General features: G+C 63.6%; 4 protein-coding genes. 1 reads left to right on the forward strand and 3 read right to left on the reverse strand.

Going from position 1 to position 17,115, the window contains the following annotated elements; translation table 11 throughout:
• Positions 1 to 481: 481 nt before the first annotated feature.
• Together B2D37_RS23535 and B2D37_RS04220 are read right to left on the reverse strand one after the other, a co-directional pair.
• Positions 482 to 7,273: a GH36-type glycosyl hydrolase domain-containing protein gene (locus tag B2D37_RS23535; RefSeq protein ID WP_371915424.1), complete on the reverse strand. Its 6,792-nt coding sequence runs from the start codon at positions 7,271 to 7,273 to the stop codon at positions 482 to 484.
• Between the two features lie 2,133 nt (positions 7,274 to 9,406).
• Positions 9,407 to 10,597, reverse strand: a complete 1,191-nt coding sequence (locus B2D37_RS04220) for an MFS transporter (RefSeq protein ID WP_079201538.1) — start codon at positions 10,595 to 10,597, stop codon at positions 9,407 to 9,409.
• 250 nt (positions 10,598 to 10,847) lie between these two features.
• Between B2D37_RS04220 and B2D37_RS04225 the strand changes: the two genes are divergently transcribed.
• Positions 10,848 to 11,087 carry a hypothetical protein gene (locus B2D37_RS04225; RefSeq protein ID WP_079201539.1) on the forward strand — a complete coding sequence of 80 codons (240 nt, stop codon included), beginning with the start codon at positions 10,848 to 10,850 and terminating at the stop codon, positions 11,085 to 11,087.
• 253 nt (positions 11,088 to 11,340) lie between these two features.
• On the opposite strand, the gene B2D37_RS04230 is transcribed toward B2D37_RS04225, so the two are convergent.
• Entirely contained in the window at positions 11,341 to 17,097 is a 5,757-nt protein-coding gene (locus B2D37_RS04230; protein WP_177345179.1) for an EAL domain-containing protein, read from the reverse strand.
• Positions 17,098 to 17,115: the final 18 nt, after the last annotated feature.

Here is a 17,115-nt window from a genome sequence, read left to right on the forward strand (position 1 = left end):
AACGGAACGCCGCCCAAACCGTGCGTTTTGTCGCGAACGCCTGGAGCCGATTTCGCGACGGCGTTTGGTATTGCACAACTGCCGAGTTCGGCCTCTTTTCACTGCTCGGTGAGGGTCAGCAGGATGTCGGCGTACCAGGTGCAGTGGAGCCCGAGTTACCGGTCGCGGGTGCCCACATCGAAGCGGGTCGAGTGCACGCCCAGGAGCATCCATGGCAGGTCGCCGCGGCCATTTTCCGGGGTATCGGCGACGCGCCTCACCACGGGCGCGCCGCTGGTGCCGCGGTGAGTTCGGGCATCGCGGAGACAGTAGCCTTTGCTCTGAAAGCGCAGGCGAAGGACGAGGCGATCACCGCCTGGCGCACCACTGGCATGGGGTGCAGGGTGTCGTGGAAACCAGGGGGGAAAGCGACCACCAGCAGGGACGTGCCAAGCTCGATCTCGGCGGTCGGGCCATACAGGTGCTCAGGAGTAAAGGCCCGCTAGAGGGTGATCAACAGACTGTGGTGCTGCCCATCCAATGGCACGCGTACGCCACCTTCGGCATGGCTGATAGACACACCGTCGAGCTGGGCATGGGCGATGCCGCGACAACGTCGCGCGGGGTTATCCACCTCCATCCGGTACTGACTCGAACCCAGGGTTAGCGTGGCTGAAAATGCCGGCCATGCCGCGCTGATGCAAGGGGCGACGATCAGCCAGGCACCTTCGCGGCGGATGCCGAGAATGCCTTCGACACCGGCGCGGTACATCCAGCCGGCCGCACCGGTGTACCAGGTCCAGCCGCCACGGCCGCTATGCGGTGCCACCCCATAGACATCGGCCGCCACCACGTAGGGTTCGACCTTGTAGCGTTGGCTCTCTTCTGGCGTGCGCGCATGGTTGATCGGGTTGAGCAGGGCGAACAGCTCGCAGGCCTGGTCACCGGCGCCCAGTTTGGCGTAGGCGAGGATCACCCACATGGCGGCATGGCTGTATTGCCCGCCATTTTCCCGCAGACCCGCTGGGTAACCCTTGATGTAGCCGGGCTCGAGCGGCGTCTTGTCGAAGGGCGGGGTGAACAGCAGGGCGATACCCTCATCTTCGCGGATCAGTTGCTGTTGCAGGGACGCCATGGCCATGGCCGCGCGCACGGGGTCGGCCATGCCGGACAACACCGCCCAGGATTGGGCAATCGAGTCGATGCGGCATTCGGCATTGGTGTGCGAGCCGAGCCAGGTGCCGTCGTCGAAGGTCGCCCGACGATACCACTGGCCATCCCAGGCCTCGCGCTCCAGCGCCGCGCGCAGCCCAAGGGCATGCTCGCGCCAGCGCTCGGCACGCTCGGCAGCGCCAATACTGGCGCGGGCCTGGGCCAAGGGTACACACAGCTCGAGGGTGCGCAGCAGCAGCCAGCCGAGCCACACGCTTTCACCCTGGCCGGCTTCGCCGACGCGGTTCATGCCGTCGTTCCAGTCGCCGCCGCCGATCAGTGGCAGGCCGAGTTTGCCCGTCAGTTGCAGGCACTGGTCGAGGCCACGCGCGCAGTGCTCGAACAGCGAGGCCTCTTCCACGGAGGCCATCGGCTGGAAGAAGGCATCGTGCTCGTCGGGCTTCAACAACGGCCCGTCGAGGAACGCCACCTGCTCGTCGAGAATCGCCACGTCATCGGCTACCGCGATATAGCTGGCGGTGGCGAAGGCCAGCCAGACCCGGTCATCCGAGATGCGCGTGCGCACCCCCTGGCCGGAATGCGGCAGCCACCAATGCTGCACATCGCCCTCGACGAACTGACGCCCAGCGGCGCGCAGGATATGGCTGCGCGTGGCCTCGGGTTGGGAAAAAGTCAGGGCCATGCCGTCCTGCAGCTGATCGCGGAAACCGTAGGCACCGCTAGCCTGGTAGAACGCCGAGCGCGCCCAGATGCGGCAGGCGAGCGTCTGATAGAGCAGCCAGCCGTTGAGCATGATGTCCATGGCCCGCTCCGGGGTTTTCACCTGTACCGCGCCGAGTACAGTCTGCCAGTGGTCGGTGACCTCCTTGAGTACCACGTCGAGATCGACTGCCCGGTAACGTGTGACCAGGTCTATGGCTGCTTCTTTGCAGGCGCATTGGCCGATGAATGCGACCATTTCCACGCTCTCGCCCGCGGCCAGTTCGACGCTGCCCTGCAACGCGGCGCAAGGATCGTGGCCGGCGCCAGTGGTGCCGGACAGGGAGCTGTCGCCATACAGCGCGGCGGGTGCCGCTGGGCTGCCATTACGGCCGAGAAATTCGCAGCGATCCGCCGTCCATGAGGATTGCTGCCCACCGAGGTCAGCAAAGGCGACCCGCCCGGCAAAGGCGTTGCTCCAGGGATTGCACGCCAGCAGCACGCCGCTGCTGGCATCGACCTGCGTGGTGATAAACGGAGCCGCTGCACCCCGGGCGGTGCCCAGTACCCATTCGCTGTAGGCGGTGACCGAAAACCGCCGAGTGTGCGTCGAGAGATTGCGCAAGGTCAGTCGGGAAATCTTGATCGGGTCGGCCAGCGGCACGTATTGCAGCAACTCCAGGGCCAGGCCGTCTACCTGATGCTCGAAGCGGCTATAGCCGTGGCCGTGGCGGGCAATGTACAGGCCGTCATCACGGATCGGCTGCGCCGTTGCGCTGTAAAGCGCCTGACTGTCTTCGTCACGCACGTAGAAGGCTTCGCCACAGGGATCGGTGACCGGGTCGTTGGACCAGGGCGTGAGCTGGTTTTCCCGGCTGTTTTCGGCCCAGGTGTAGCCGCTGCCTTGCGCCGAGGCCTGGAAGCCGAAGCCTGGGTTGGCGATCACGTTGATCCAGGGCGCCGGTGTGTTGCGGCCGGCCTGGAGCAGGGTCACATATTCGCGGCCGTGGTTGGCGAAGCCGCCCAGGCCGTTGAAAAACTCCAGATCAGCGGACAGTTCGCTGGCCGCTGCCTGTACGGCCAGCACGGCTGTGGTTGCCGGCACCGCCGGCAGCTGACCGGGCGGCAGGGGCTGGACCGGGGTCGGATTCAGGTGGTTGGCCAGCTGATTGGCAATCGGGCCGCGGCGGGCGATCAGCGCGACCCGGGCAATTGAGCGCAGTAAAGCGCGGGCTGCCACGCTCATCAGGTCGGCGCGCAGTACATAGACTGAACCTTGCGCGAGTTCGGCACCGAAACGCTGACGCGACTGGCTGCGGCGCACGGCTGTCTCGATGGCAATTTGCAGGTCTTGCAGGTAGGAAGAGGCATGCTCATTGAGGATCACCAGATCGACGCCGAGGCGCTTCATTCGCCAGTATTCATGGGCGCGCAACAATTGGCGCACCTGGGCGATTTCCTGAACGTCGTCGATACGCAGCAGGACGATCGGCAGGTCGCCGGAAATCCCGTGGGGCCAAAGCCCGGCCTGGGCCCCGGCGCCACGCAAGATCGCTTTCGACGGCGCCCGGAAACGTGGGTCGGCATACAGGATAGGGGCGGCCAGGCGCTGGAAGTCCGCGGCTTCCGCCGCCTGAATATCGAGGTGGCGCAGCTGCACCTGGGCTTGGGTCCAGGCCAGGGTCTTGGCGCGCTCGAACGCGCTGCGGTCATGGTGTTTGTCGATCAGGTCGAGCAACTCGGCCCGTGAGGCGGCGACCAGGGTCCAGAAGGCGACGCGAGCGGTCTTGCCCGGGGCAATGCTGACCCGGTACTTGAGTGCAAAAATCGGGTCGAGCACGGTGCCAACCGTGTTCGACAGGGCCTGGCCATCGACGATCGCCGCTGCTGCGGCGATGCTCGGGCGTTGGCCGATAAAGCGGGCGCGATCGGTCTCGTACTGCGGATCGGCGATTATCTCGCCTTCGACCACGGCAAAGTGGGCAGCCCATACCTGCGCCTCACCTTGAGCGCGTAGACGGCGGGTGGCGAGCAGGGCGCCGAACTCGGCGAGATGCTCGGTGACCACGAACAGTTTGGCGAACGCCGGGTGTGCGTTGTCGCTGGCGGGCGTGGTCAATACCACTTCGGCGTAGGAGGTCAGCTCGATTTCACGCGCCAGGCGGCCACTGTTGGCCAGGGATACGCGGCGTACTTCGCCGTCATCCTCGCCGGAAACCAGCACCTCCATGGCGGTGGTCAAGCGGCCATCGTGACGGATGAATTCGGCGTGATCCTCGGCGAAAACCACTTCGTGGGAGTCCGCCGTGCTACCGATCGGCTGGCCACCGGCGGACCAGACCCTGCCGTCCAGGGTATCGCGCAGAAAGATAAAAGAGCCGCAGTCGTCACGGGTCACGTCTTCGCGCCAGCGGGTGATGGCGATGTCACGCCAACGGCTGTAACCGGCGCCCGCGGCGGTCAACATCACCGCATACCGGCCATTGCTCAGCAGATGAGTGATGGGCGGTGCATCGGCTGCCGAGCCTGTCAGGCGGCGCATGGTCTGCACGTCGCTACCGACCTCTGGCGCGCGAATCTTCACTTCCTCGGCGCGTGGATGAGCAATCGCCACGTCGCGCGGCATGCGCTCCTGCAGCAGCAGTTCACAGGCCTGGATCATTGGCTCGCGATGGAAACGCTCACGCATCTGCCCATCCCGCAAGGTGTTGGCGATGGCAACTATGGTCATGCCCTGATGGTGGGCCATGAAGGTGTGCACGATGGCCATGCGTTGGCCATCGGGTAGGCGGTTGGGGGTGAAGTCGAGCGCTTCATAGAAGCCGTAACGGCCAAGCGCTCCCATTTCACGCAAACGCTGGTAGTTTTGTTGAGCGCCCTGCGGGTCGACCATGGTCGCCAACCCCGTGGCATAGGGGGCAATCACCACGTTTTCGGCGAGGCCGCGCTTGAGACCGAGGCCGGGCACGCCGAAGTTCGAATACTGGTAGGTCAGCTCCATGTCGCGGGCGTTATAGGCGGACTCCGAAATCCCCCAGGGAATCTTCTGTTCCTGCCCATAGTCCTGTTGCCGCTGCACCACCAGCCGGTTGGTCTGCTCGAGCAGGCTGCCGGTCGGCGCGCGCATGATCAGCGACGGCATCAGGTATTCGAACATCGAGCCGGACCAGGAAATCAGTGCTGAGGCGTTACCCAGTGGGGTCGCGGTGCGACCGAGACGGAACCAGTGGCGTGTGCTCACATCGCCCTTGGCGATGGCGAACAGGCTGGCCAGGCGGGCCTCCGAGGCCAGCAGGTCATAGCAACTGGGGTCAAGGCTGTTGTCGACGAGGCCGTAACCGATCGACAGCAGTTTGCGCTCGGGGTCGAGCAGGAAGGCGAAGTCCATCGCCATCGCCATCTCCCGCGCGGTGCCGGCCAGTGCCTGCAGGCGCAGTCTCAGGCTGGCGGCCGCTGCGCCGACCTGCTGACGGTCACGGGCATGCTCGGTCAAGGTCAGGCCGAGCGCCTCAATCCAGAACAGCAGATCAGTCAAGCCGTCTTCGCCGACGGTTGGGGCGATCTCTTGAGCCAGTTTGGCGGCCTTTTCGGTCAGGCGTTTGAGCGGTGCGGAGATGCTCGCGAGCGCCTGCGCGCCCTGTAGTTGGGCGGTAATTTCATCGAACAGGGCAGCCAGTTGCTGGCCGCGCTCGCTGCTGGCGGGCAAGGCGTCGATGGCGCTGTGGGCCAAGTGCAGGTTGTCCAGCATGCCTTGGCGTACCTGTGGGGCGAGCGGCGTAGCGAGCCACTCTTCGCAGGCATTGGCGAGCACGATCAGATGGCCGGCGAGATTGCCGCTGTCGACCGCCGACACATAGGCCGGTTCGAGTGCGCGCAGGTCTTGGGTGTCATACCAGTTGAAGAAGTGCCCCTTGTAGCGCTGCAGACTGAGCATGCAGGCGAGGGTGGTTTCCAGGCGTTCGACGGTTTGCAGGGTGCCGGCCCAGCCAAAGTCGCGGGCGGCAATGGTCGAGAGCAGGTAGAGGCCCAGGTTGGTGGGTGAGGTGCGATGGGCCACCACCGGCTGCGGATTTTCCTGGAAATTGTCCGGCGGCAACATGTTGTCCGCCGGGGTCACGAAGGTCTCGAAAAAGCGCCAGGTACGGCGTGCGGTGAGGCGCAAGTCGCGCGCGTCCGATTCGCTCAGGGCGAGACTGCGGGCGACGCGGGGCGAGCGGCTGGCGTGCAGGGCAAGCATCGGTGCGCTCAGCCAGAGCAGGGCGAAAGGCAGCAGCACAGGCCAGGAGGCGGGAGCGAGGGCAGCCGTACCGGCGGTGACCAACAGGCCAAGGGTGGTCGAACCTGCCATACCGCGATAGAAGCCGCGCAGATTCAGGCGCGGACTGATCGCCGCCTGTGCCGCGGTGGTCCATTCCAGCAGGTTGCTGCGGGTGATTGCCAACCGCACCAGGGTTCTGCCGATGGCATCGAGCATGCGCCAGGCGTTGTCGGGAAGAAAAGCCAGCGTCAGCAGGGTTTGCGCTGCGGCGAGTTGCAGATCGGCACGCAGCCGGCGCAGATGGTTGGGCAGACGAATGCCGCTGCGCTGCGGGAACAAGGCGAAAAAGGTTGGCAGGAAGGCCGGGGTTGCCATGCCCGCGAGGATCAGCAGCGTCCCGCTCAAGGCTGCCGGCATCGGCAGCAGCCAGCACACCGCCAAGGCCAGCAAGGTTAGCGGTGCCAGCAGCGAGCGGCGCAGGTTGTCGAGCATCTTGAAACGGCCGATCAAAGGCACCGCCGCGTGACCGCTGCGCAGCCCGAAGATCCAGGGCAACAGTTGCCAATCGCCACGGGTCCAGCGGTGCTGGCGTTTGCTTGCCACATCGTAGCGCGAGGGGAATTCTTCGACGACTTCGACATCCGAGGCGAGCCCAGCGCGGGCAAAAACACCCTCGAACAAGTCATGGCTGAGCATCGCGTTTTCTGGCACCCGGCTCGCCAGGGCCGCCTCGAAGGCATCGATGTCGTAGATGCCCTTGCCGGTGTAGGAGCCTTCGCCGAACAGATCCTGATACACGTCGGAGACCGCCGCCGCGTAGGGGTCCATGCCGCCAGGGCTGGAGAACACCCGTTGATAGAACGAGCCTTCACGACCGACCGGCAAGGAGGGCGTGACCCGCGGCTGCAGAATTGCATAGCCGCTGATGACTCGTTGCAAGCTGTCGCTGAATCTCGGCCGATTCAGCGGGTGGCCCATCTTGCCAATCAAACGCATTGCCGCATCGCGCGGCAGCCGCGTATCGGCATCCAGGGTAATGACGTAACGCACCTCCCCAGGCACCTGCTGGGTGCCGCCGGGAAGGGCCATGTAGCTGGTGTCGCTGGCGCCGCGCAGCAGCCGGTTGAGCTCATGCAGCTTGCCGCGTTTACGCTCCCAGCCCATCCATTTGTTTTCGCTGGAATTGAACTGCCGGCGGCGGTGCAGGAGGAGGAAGCGACTGCCCCCGGCGCTGGCCCATAGCGTTGATTGAGTTGGGAAATGGCGGCGACCGCTACAGCGAGCAGCGGCGCATCAGCCTCGACAACTTGCTGATCGGCATCCATGCCATCGGTCAGCAGGGCGAAGCTCAGATCGCCACCGGACCCGGCGAGGTGATGGACCTCCAGGCGCTCGATTTGCTCCAGCAGATCAGCCTCGCTGGTCAGCAGGGTCGGCACCGCGACCATTGTGCGCAGCGCTTGCGGCACCCCCGTGGTGAGTTCCAGGCCGGGCAGGGTCATGGCGCCGAAGCTCCAGGTGACCGTACGGTTGACCAGCGCCGTCGCCACTTCGGTGGCCGGGAGAAAACCGAGCAGTGCCAGCGCCAGCAGCCAGCCACCAGGCAGGTCGGGTAGCGACAAGGCCGACAACGCCAGCGCGAGCAAGGCTGTGGCCACCAGCAGTATGCTGCCGACATAGCCACCCATACCCATGCGGACCTTGAAACGGCTGAAACGCAGGCGTACTGGCGGCTGAAAGCCGATGGCCTGCTCCAGTGCAAAACGCCCCTCGGCAATCAGGTGGTAACCCGGGTCTCCGACCCGCTCGGCCTGTTCCCCATCAACGCTTTGCCCAGCCTTGTGCGCCGCCTCGAGGGCCAGATCGGCCACCTCCAGTTCTGTGGCCGACGAGCCGCGTGCCAGCTGTTCGATCGCACTGCGGTACAGGTTGCGGGTCGGGAAATCCATGCTGGCAAAGGCGCTGCCTGCGCACAGACGCTTATCGACCAGGCTGACGCTCTCGAACAGCTCGGCCCAGTCGATATCGGAAATCAGGCGCATGCTGGTAATGACGTTGCGCACGCTGAGATTGGAAGCGCCCTGGCGCTGCAGCGCGTGTTGCACCACCTCGTCGATCGACGCCCCCTGCTGGCCGAGCTGTTCTTCTAGCCAGCCCAGCGCAGGCGTCGTGCTGGGGTCTTGGTCCCTCAGGCATTTGGCCAGTTCTGCGGCGAAAGGCTCGGACATAGGCCCGGCAGGGCGCGCGGCGATCTCTGTTTCCAGCGCAAGGCGAGCGGAACCGGGTGCCAGCAGACGATTGGCCAGGGCATCGGCATCGGCACGCGCGGCGCGGCCGGCACTGATTTGGTCGGCTAGCCGGCGCAGGTTTTCGATCAGCACGATGCGCAAGGTGATGGCCACTGCCCAGAGTTCGCCAATGCTCAGTGGCTGGACCCGCTGATAGGCGGCAATGAAGCGGCGCAAAGTGTCGGGGTCGAAGTGGCTGTCGGTATGGGCGACAAAGGCCCAGGCCAGGCCGAACACCCGCGGATAACCGGCGAGGGGGCCTTTGGCCAGCTTGGGTAACTGGCGATAGTAGCCCGGCGGCAGGTCATCGCGAATTTCGCGGATCTGCGCCTCGACCAGGTGGTAATTGTCCAGCAGCCATTCCGCGGCTGGCACTACGCTGCGATTCTGCTCCAGCTCCGCAGCGCTTGCCCGGTAGGCGGCGAGCAATACCTTGGCATTGTCATCGAGACGAATATGCAGCGACAGCACGGCAGGCGGCTGCGCGGTCACCAGTTGAGCCGCAGCAAGGCTGTGGGCGTGTTGCTCCAGCCGCTCGACGCCGAATAGCTCCTGGCGTACCGGTGCGGAGTCATTCCACGGTGGCGAGAGGGCGCGGGGGCCGAGAATGGAGCGCAGAATTGAGTTCATGAATGCCTTCCTGGCCAGCATTGAGAATCCAATAGGACTCGATCCGGCTGAGCCTATCAAAGGGGCGCTGCGGCATACTTTCGGAGGAGTTTCAGAGGCCGCTTTCGGGCTTCTGCCACTTCACCGTACTGGTCTTTTGCATTTGCAGAACTGGGCTGTGATCTGGTGCAAAGTCAGCTGCGTCAATGAGGCGCGGGCCCCGTCTAGCGTGGGCCTCTCATCAGGAAGGCTGCTGTCGCAGCATTCGCCCGAAGATAGAGCAAAGGCATAGCAGTTATCTGACCGCGAATTGGCCCGGTCTGTTCTGGGCTGGTGTGGATTTCCGATTAACAGTACTTGCCATGGCAAAGACCTGTTGCGAGCAGGCCAGGTTGCAACCTTATTGACCCATCCGTCTGAGCCCGAGCAGGAGCAGAGCGGCGGCTGCCAGACCGGCGCCGGCATAGAAGGCCGCTGCGGCGCCATAGGACTGCCACAGCCAGCCGGCGGTCGCGCTGGCCAGCAGCACGGCGATACCGCTGACCAGATTGAACAGGCCAAAGGCGCTGCCCTTGAGCTCGGCTGGCGTGGTGTCCGCCACCAGCGCCGCCAGAATGCCCTGGCTGAAGCCCATATGCAGGCCCCACAGGGCGACGCCGAAGATTACCGTGATGACCGATTCAGCGTAGGCCAGCAGCAGGTCGGCGAGGATCAGCAGCAGCAAGCTGACGCCCAGCAAGGTGCTGCGCTCGATGCGATCCGACCACTTGCCTGCCGGGTAGGCCGAGAGCATGTAGAACGCCGCCATCACCACCATGACCAGAGGCACCCAGCTGGTGGACAAGCCCAACTGGGCTGCGCGTAGCAGCAGAAAGGCTTCGCTGAAGCGGGCCAGGGTGAAGACCGCGCCTATGCCGACCACCCACCAGAATGCCGTGGAGAATTGCCCTAACGATCGCCGCAAGACCGGCGAGCGCAACCGCAGGGGCGGCGTTTGTCTGTCCGGTTCGCTGACCCCGACCCAGAGCATTGCCACCGCCAGCAGGGCAGGGATCGGGGCAAACCACAACACCAGGGTGATATCCCCGCTGAACCAGAGCATCAGCAGGATCGCCAGGATCGGCCCGAGAAAGGCACCTGCGGTATCCATCGACTGACGCAGCCCGAAGCAGGCGCCGCGGATAGCGGCTGGGGCGACGTCGGCGATCAACGCATCGCGCGGGGCGCCACGAATGCCCTTGCCGATTCTGTCTAGCAGGCGCGCAGCGAACACCGTTTCCGCCGAGCCGGCCAGGGGAAACAGCGGTTTGCTCAGCGCGGCGAGGCCGTAGCCGAACAGCAGCAGGCCTTTACGCCGGCCGATGAAGTCGCTGAACGCGCCGGAAAACACCTTGACCAGCAACGCGCTAGCCTCGGCCAGGCCTTCGATCAGCCCGACCGTGAGCATGCTGGCGCCCAGCGTACCCACTAGAAACAGCGGCAGCAGGCTGTGCACCAGCTCCGAGGACATGTCCATGAATAGGCTGACCAAACCCAGCGCCCAGATCGTGCGCGGGATGCCTTGGGCGGGGTTGACTGCAAGTCCTGGCATGTCGTTTTCTCTGGGAACCGATGCGCTGCGCTGGTTGCCGTTTGCCTCCATCTTCAGCCGTGAACAAGGCGACGACGTACCTGTCGTGCCAGGCCAAGCCGTACTAGTCTATCCACAGACTTGGTCAGCAGAGCTTGTGGAAAACTCTAGCGACGGCGTTCGATGTTTTCACAACCTCTGAACGTACGAGCAGCATGAGGCTGTCAGGTGAACTCAATACCAGTAAGGCAGGATGATGTGGAGTACGCCAATGGCCAGTCATGACAATTCCGACATTTCCCTTGAAGACCTGGCGCTCGAACCCCTCGCTGAGCAAGACAACGAGGTGGTGAGCGTGGGCCGAGCCAAGTTCCAGGTCGATACACGCAATGGCGGCGAGCGCCGTAAAGTGCAGGGCCGCCGCGCCGATATCCGCTTCCAGGAAGAACGACGGAGTAACCAGGATCGCCGCGCCGGCAGCAATCCCTGGGCGCCGGGCGTGGATATCTGATTTCAGCCGCAGGTGATTGTCACGCGAGAGTCTGTGCTTGGCGCCCTGGACAGTCCCGTCCCGGATGGCGTCCGGGCAAGCCCTCGCCTGAGAACTGCTCCGGATTACTTCCAGGCTACTCGCCGAGGTTGCTCACACCGTCTTGGCGGATGATTGCCCCCCGCCGCTAGCCGATCAGGAAATGCTGTCGATCAGCGAGGCCAGCAGCGGGTTCGGCGAAGCCATTGGCTCGCTGAGTTGTGCTGCCGCGCAGTCAGTCTATTCGAGGCGCTGGATTATCTTTTGGCGCTGGGTTGTGGTCTTTGGGCTGGGCCAGTTCATGGTGCTGGAATGCCTGGGCGACAGTGGCTCGCAGTTGCGTGTCGTCCCAGGGTTTGGTGAGGAACTTGTAGATGGCGCCCTGGTTGATCGCCTCGGTCACCGATGTCAGGTCGGTATAGCCGGAGAGCACAATGCGGATGGTTTCCGGGTAGAGATCCTTGACCCGGCTGAAGAACGCGGTGCCGTCCATTTCCGGCATGCGCTGATCGGAGAGAATGACCTGTACCTCATGCTTTGCCAGCAGGGCGAAGGCATCTTGTGCCCGGTTGGCGGTAAGGACGTGATAGCCGTCGCGCCTGAGCACCCGGCTCAGGGCGCGGAGAATATTTTCTTCGTCATCGAGCAGTAGCAGGGTCTGTGTGCTGCTTGCGGCAACACTGTCTGCTGCTGGCCGGCGATCCTTGGCGCGCTGCTGCTGGAGGTAATGTTGCAGCGCTGCCAGCGGTATGGGCCTGGCGAAGTAGTAGCCCTGGAATTCATCGCAGTGGCTTTTCTTCAGGAAGGCGACCTGCTCCTCGGTTTCCACGCCTTCGGCGATCACCTTGAGCTGCAGGTGGTGGGCCATGGAAATGATGCCTTGGGTGATCGCCGCATCATGCCGGTCGCTGATCACGTCCTGGATGAAGGAGCGGTCGATCTTGATCTTGCCGATGGGTAGACGCTTGAGGTAGTTGAGGCTGGAGAAGCCGGTGCCGAAATCATCGATGGCGATGCGTACGCCCAGGTCTTTCAGGGCGTGCAGAGTGAAGATGGCGCGCTCGGCATTAGCCAGTAACACGCTTTCGGTGATTTCCAATTCCAGCAGTTCTGCCGGCAGCTTGGACTGGGCGAGGATGCTGCGCACGAACTCGACGAAGTTGGCGCGCTGGAACTGCACCGGTGAGATATTCACGGCCATCACGGCACCGTCGAAGCCTTGATCGAGCAGCCAGCGGGCATCGCGGCAGGCGGTTTTGAGCACCCACTCGCTGAGTGGAATGATCTGTCCGGTGTCCTCGGCGATGGGCACGAATTGCGCCGGAGAAATAAACCCCTGCTCGGCATGCTGCCAGCGCAACAGCGCCTCGTAGCCAATCACTCGACCACTGTGGCTGTCGATCTGCGGCTGGTAGTAGAGCTCGAAGGCTTCGCTGTCGATGGCTTTCTGTATCTCGTTGCGCAAGGTCACCCGCTCGCTGACCTTCTGGTTAAGATCCTCGGTGTACCACTGAACGTTGTTGCGGCCTTGTTGCTTGGCTTTGTACATGGCCAGGTCGGCCTGCTGGATCAGTTGCATGGGCTGTTCGATGCTGCCGTCGTTGAGCGTGATGCCGATGCTTGCGGTGATGTGCAGATCGACGCCGCCGACCGTATAGGGCCGCGCAATGCTTTCCATGATCCGCTCTGCCACCAGTAGCGCATCCTCTTCGCGGGCCAGGTCCGGCAGGATGGCGATGAACTCGTCGCCGCCAAGACGCGCCACGCTGTCGCCTGGACGTACCTGCTGATTCATGCGGCGTGCCACTTCGACCAGAATCAGGTCGCCGGCACCGTGACCCATGCTGTCGTTGATCGGCTTGAAACCATCCAGGTCGATGAACATCACCGCCAAGCGGTGCTTGTAGCGGCGGCTGATCTGGCAGCCCTGGCGCAGGCGATCCTCCAGCAGCGAGCGGTTGGGCAGCCCGGTGAGGACATCGTGGCTGGCGTTGTAGGCCAGTTCGGATTCGTAGCGTTTCTGCTCGGAAATATCGTTCTGCACGCCAATGAAATGGGTGATATTGCCCTCTTCATCAGGTACCGGGGCGATATACAGGTCGTTCCAGAAGGGTGTGCCGTCCTTGCGGAAGTTGCGCAGGACCACATGGCTATCGCGCTGTTCAGCCAGGCCCTGGCGAATTTCATTAATGCCCGCTTGGGCGTGTTCAGACCCTTGGAGAAAGCGGCAATTTTGGCCGATGGCTTCTGCTGCGCTGTAGCCGGTGATGCGTTCGAATGCCGGGTTGACGTAGATGATCGGCTGGTCAGCGGCCAGCGCATCGCAGATCAGTGCGCCGTTGTAACTGGCTTCCAGGCTGCGTTTGAGCAGGCGCAGTTGCTTGTCCGCCTCTTTCTGTGGGGTGATGTCGCGGAAGGCGACCACCCAGCCCTGCGGGACATCGTCATCGAGCAGCGGAGCGCTGTCGTAGGCGATATAGCGTTCGCCCTGGGATTTCAGCGCCAGCCTGATTTCGCCGTGGTAACTGCTGGTTCGTTGGTTATGCTCGCTGTCGTTAAGCGCCAGCGGCAGGTAGCTTGCCAGTGCCTGGCCGAGCAGCACTTGCGCCGGTTGGCCGAGCAGTTCGGCGGCGGTGGGGTTGACGAAGCTCAGCAGGCCCTGGCGATCTACCGCAAGCAGACCCTCGGCGATGCTGTTGGTGATCGCCGAGGTGAATTCCAGCTGGGTTTGCAGGCGGCGCTCGCCGGTGATCACCGCTTGCATCAGACGGTTGTTCTCCAGCACCGCCACGGCCATCTGGGCAAATTGCTGAGCAATCGCTAGGTCGTCCGAATCGAATTCGCCGGTGTATTTGTCCGATAACTGCAGCAGGCCGAAATGGGCTCCGCGGTGGTCGCTCAGGGGCACCGCAAGCAAGCCGCGCAGGGGCGGACGGTGATTGTCGGCACCGCTCAGCTCAGGCCAGCCGGGGTGCTGTTGCAGTTCGGCCTGGGTCAGCAGGGTTGGCTGCTTGGTCTCGCCGGTCAGGGTGCGGATAGCGCTGTCGCCGAACGGGTTGGCGGCGTTATGCCCGGCGGCGTACTTTTCCGAGAGCGAGACGGCGTTGACCGACTCTGCCCAGTTGTCGTCCCGGTTCAGGCTCATGCCCGACTGGTGCGCCCCGAGCAGCAAGCGCAAGCGTTCGCTCATGTAGTCCAGCAGCGATTGGGTGCCCATGATGCTGTTGATATTGACGGCGGTTTCACTCAGGCCGCGCAGCAGTTCGGCCTGGTGTTCGGAGTGCTGCAGCGCTTCGCGCAGGGCGCGGGTCATGCGGTTGCGCTCGCCGATGTCCTTGGCGATGGCGAACACCCCGACGATCTGTTCGTCGATGATGATCGGCAGGTTGGTGATGTCCACTTCCAATAGTTGCCCAGCGCTGTTGCGGCAGCGAACTTCGTGGCTGTGGGCACCCCCGGTGCTGGCGGAATCGATGAAGTCCTGGATCAGTGCCAGGTCTTCGTGGAGTACCAGCATCGACATGTGTTGTCCGAGCAGTTGCGCTTCGCTGTAGCCGGAGAGCTGGCAGCCCGCCTGGTTCATGCTCTCGAAATTGCCGTTCAGGTCGAACGAGAACACCGGGTTGGGGTTGAAGGTGAACAGCGAGCGGTAACGCTGTTCACTTGCCTGCAGGCGCATGCGGTCGTGCTGGCGCTCGATGGCGATGGCAGCCAGCTGGCCGACGGTGGCCATCAGTTGCAGATGCTCGTCGCTCGGGCTGCCGGGTTGGAGGCTGTAGATAGCGAAGGTGCCGAGTACATCGCCGTGGTGGGAAATCAGCGGGATCGACCAGCAGGCACGCAGGCCATGCTGCAAGGCAATGTCACGAAACTCATGCCACAGCGGGTCGCTGCCGATGTCGTCGACGATGATCAATTGGCGGCGATACACGGCGGTGCCACAAGAGCCGACACTGGGGCCGATGGCGATGCCATGCAGTGCCTGGTTGAAGCTGTCTGGCAGGCTCGGCGTAGCGCCTTGAACTAGGTGTTTCTGCTCTTTATCGACCAGCAGCACCGAGCACAATGTGTCGGGCGCCTGAGATTGGGCCAGCAGGCAAATGGTTTTCAGGATCTCCGGCAGCGCTTGGTCGGTGGAGATCATGCTGAGGATGTCGCGCTGGTCCTCGGCGTAGGCTTCGTTGTACACCAGGCGGGTGACGTCATGGACCACGGCAAACAGGGTGCGGTCGTTCTCCGACCAGCCTGCGGACCAGAGCAGGTGGATAATGCTGCCATCCTTGCACCGAGCGCTGTTGCGAAAGCCGTGATGGGATTCGCCGGCCATGATGGCGTCGACCGTGGCCTGAGTGCGTTCGCGGTCTTCGGCCGCGATGAATTGCAGATAAGGGCGCCCGATCAACTCTTCTGGCGAGTAGCCGAGCACCGTGCTGGCGGACGGACTGAGTTGGGTGAAGCGGCCCTGGGCGTCGATCGAGCAGAGCACGTCCATGGAGTAGTCCATGATCCGTTGATTCAGCGCCTGCAGTTCGGCCTGACGGCGCAGGCTCTGCTCAAGCGCCTGGTTGCTCAGCTGCAAGCGTTTGGAGTGCTCGATGGCCAGAAGGGCCAGGCGCTGACTGACCATGATGACGAGGCTGAAGGCCAGGCCGAACAGCACCACGATACCGGGCAAGTGGTTGCTGGTCAGGCTGGTCGTACTGGCGTCCTGGTAGCTGACCAGGCGCCAGTTGTTGGCGGTCGGCCCGAGCGGCTTGCTGGCACCGGTCAGGCTGGGCGGGTGGCTGGTTTTGTCGAACAGCACATGCTCGCCCTGGTAGATCCGTACGCCGTTGTCATTCGGCTCACTGCCCAGGCCGTCCTGCAGGGTGCGGGTAAGATCCAGGCTGGCTACCAACATCCAGTCAGGGTTGTTCGGCAAGGACAGGCGGATCGCTATCAGCCCCTGTGGTCGGTCGGCGAGGTTATACGCCTCGCTCATGTGCGGCCTGCCGTCCAGGGGGAGGAGTTCTAGCCAGGCGCGCGGGCTGGTTTGGCTGAGCAGGCTGGCCAGCTGTTCGGTTTCTGCATCGCTGCGGCCGAGCAGCCGTTGCGGGCGCAGGTGTTCATCGAACAGGGCGATCACCTCGATATCGGCAAAATCGCGCAGGTAGTTGTGGCTCTCTTGTTGCCATTGGGCGTGAGTGGGCAAATTTTCGTTGACTGCCCAATGTTCTGCTGTGCGCTGGATCAGCGAGAGACGCGTGACCAGGGTGCTGGTGATCGAGTTTTGCTGGTTGGCCAACAGCAATTCGCCTTGTCGGCTGTTCGATTCGATGTTCTGCAGAGTCAGCAGATACCAGACGCTGCAGGTGATAAGGGTGCCGAGGGCGCCGGTCAGGATGGTGCTACGCAAGAGCAAGTGATTGCGCTCGGCGGGCAGTCGAGTGAGGCAGAGCAGCGCAAGGCCCGTGGACACGCCGAACATATTGGCTGGGCGGCTGATGCTGGTGTTGTAACCCAGGCGCCAGGCATCGAACGCCGGCAGCCAGGATGACAGCAGCGACAGGCCGGCCAGCGCCAGCGTTGCGCCGCCGATGATACAGTTCAGGCGCTGGCCTTTGCTGCCCCACTGGCTGCTCAGCAGGGCAATGCCGAGCAGGCAGAACAGCAGGGCCAGGGAGCTGCGCATGCGCTGATAACCGCTGATCAGCGATTGGTCTTGCGCCGAGCTGCCGCTCAGCAGGTTGTGCGCCAGGCTGTAGAGCGCTAGTCCGAGCAGCAGGCTGAGGGTCAAATTGGCCAGGCGGGGCTTTTGCTGGATGCAGCCCAGAAGCCCAAGGCCGAGCAACAGCCCTGCCAGGGCGCTGTCCGGCAGGAGCACAACCTGAGGGGCGTTGGGCTGCCACACGAACAGGTAATCCAGCAGGCTGATGCCGCTGAGGGCCAGAATGGTGAAGGCCAGAATGTGCAGATAGGCTTGGTAAATCAGATGGCGGGTCTTGATGTTCATCCTCGCGTCCTTATCGAT

The organism is Pseudomonas sp. CC6-YY-74 (assembly GCF_002025205.1).
GTDB lineage: Bacteria > Pseudomonadota > Gammaproteobacteria > Pseudomonadales > Pseudomonadaceae > Aquipseudomonas > Aquipseudomonas paeninsulae.

What these genes read in the sequence shown, in the direction of transcription:
- B2D37_RS04220 (WP_079201538.1), bottom strand. Translation starts at nt 10,597, where the DNA reads ATGCCAGGACTTGCAGTCAACCCCGCCCAAGGCATCCCGCGCACGATC.
- B2D37_RS04230 (WP_177345179.1), bottom strand. Translation starts at nt 17,097, where the DNA reads ATGAACATCAAGACCCGCCATCTGATTTACCAAGCCTATCTGCACATT.
- B2D37_RS23535 (WP_371915424.1), bottom strand. Translation starts at nt 7,273, where the DNA reads ATGGGCTGGGAGCGTAAACGCGGCAAGCTGCATGAGCTCAACCGGCTG.
- B2D37_RS04225 (WP_079201539.1), top strand. Translation starts at nt 10,848, where the DNA reads ATGGCCAGTCATGACAATTCCGACATTTCCCTTGAAGACCTGGCGCTC.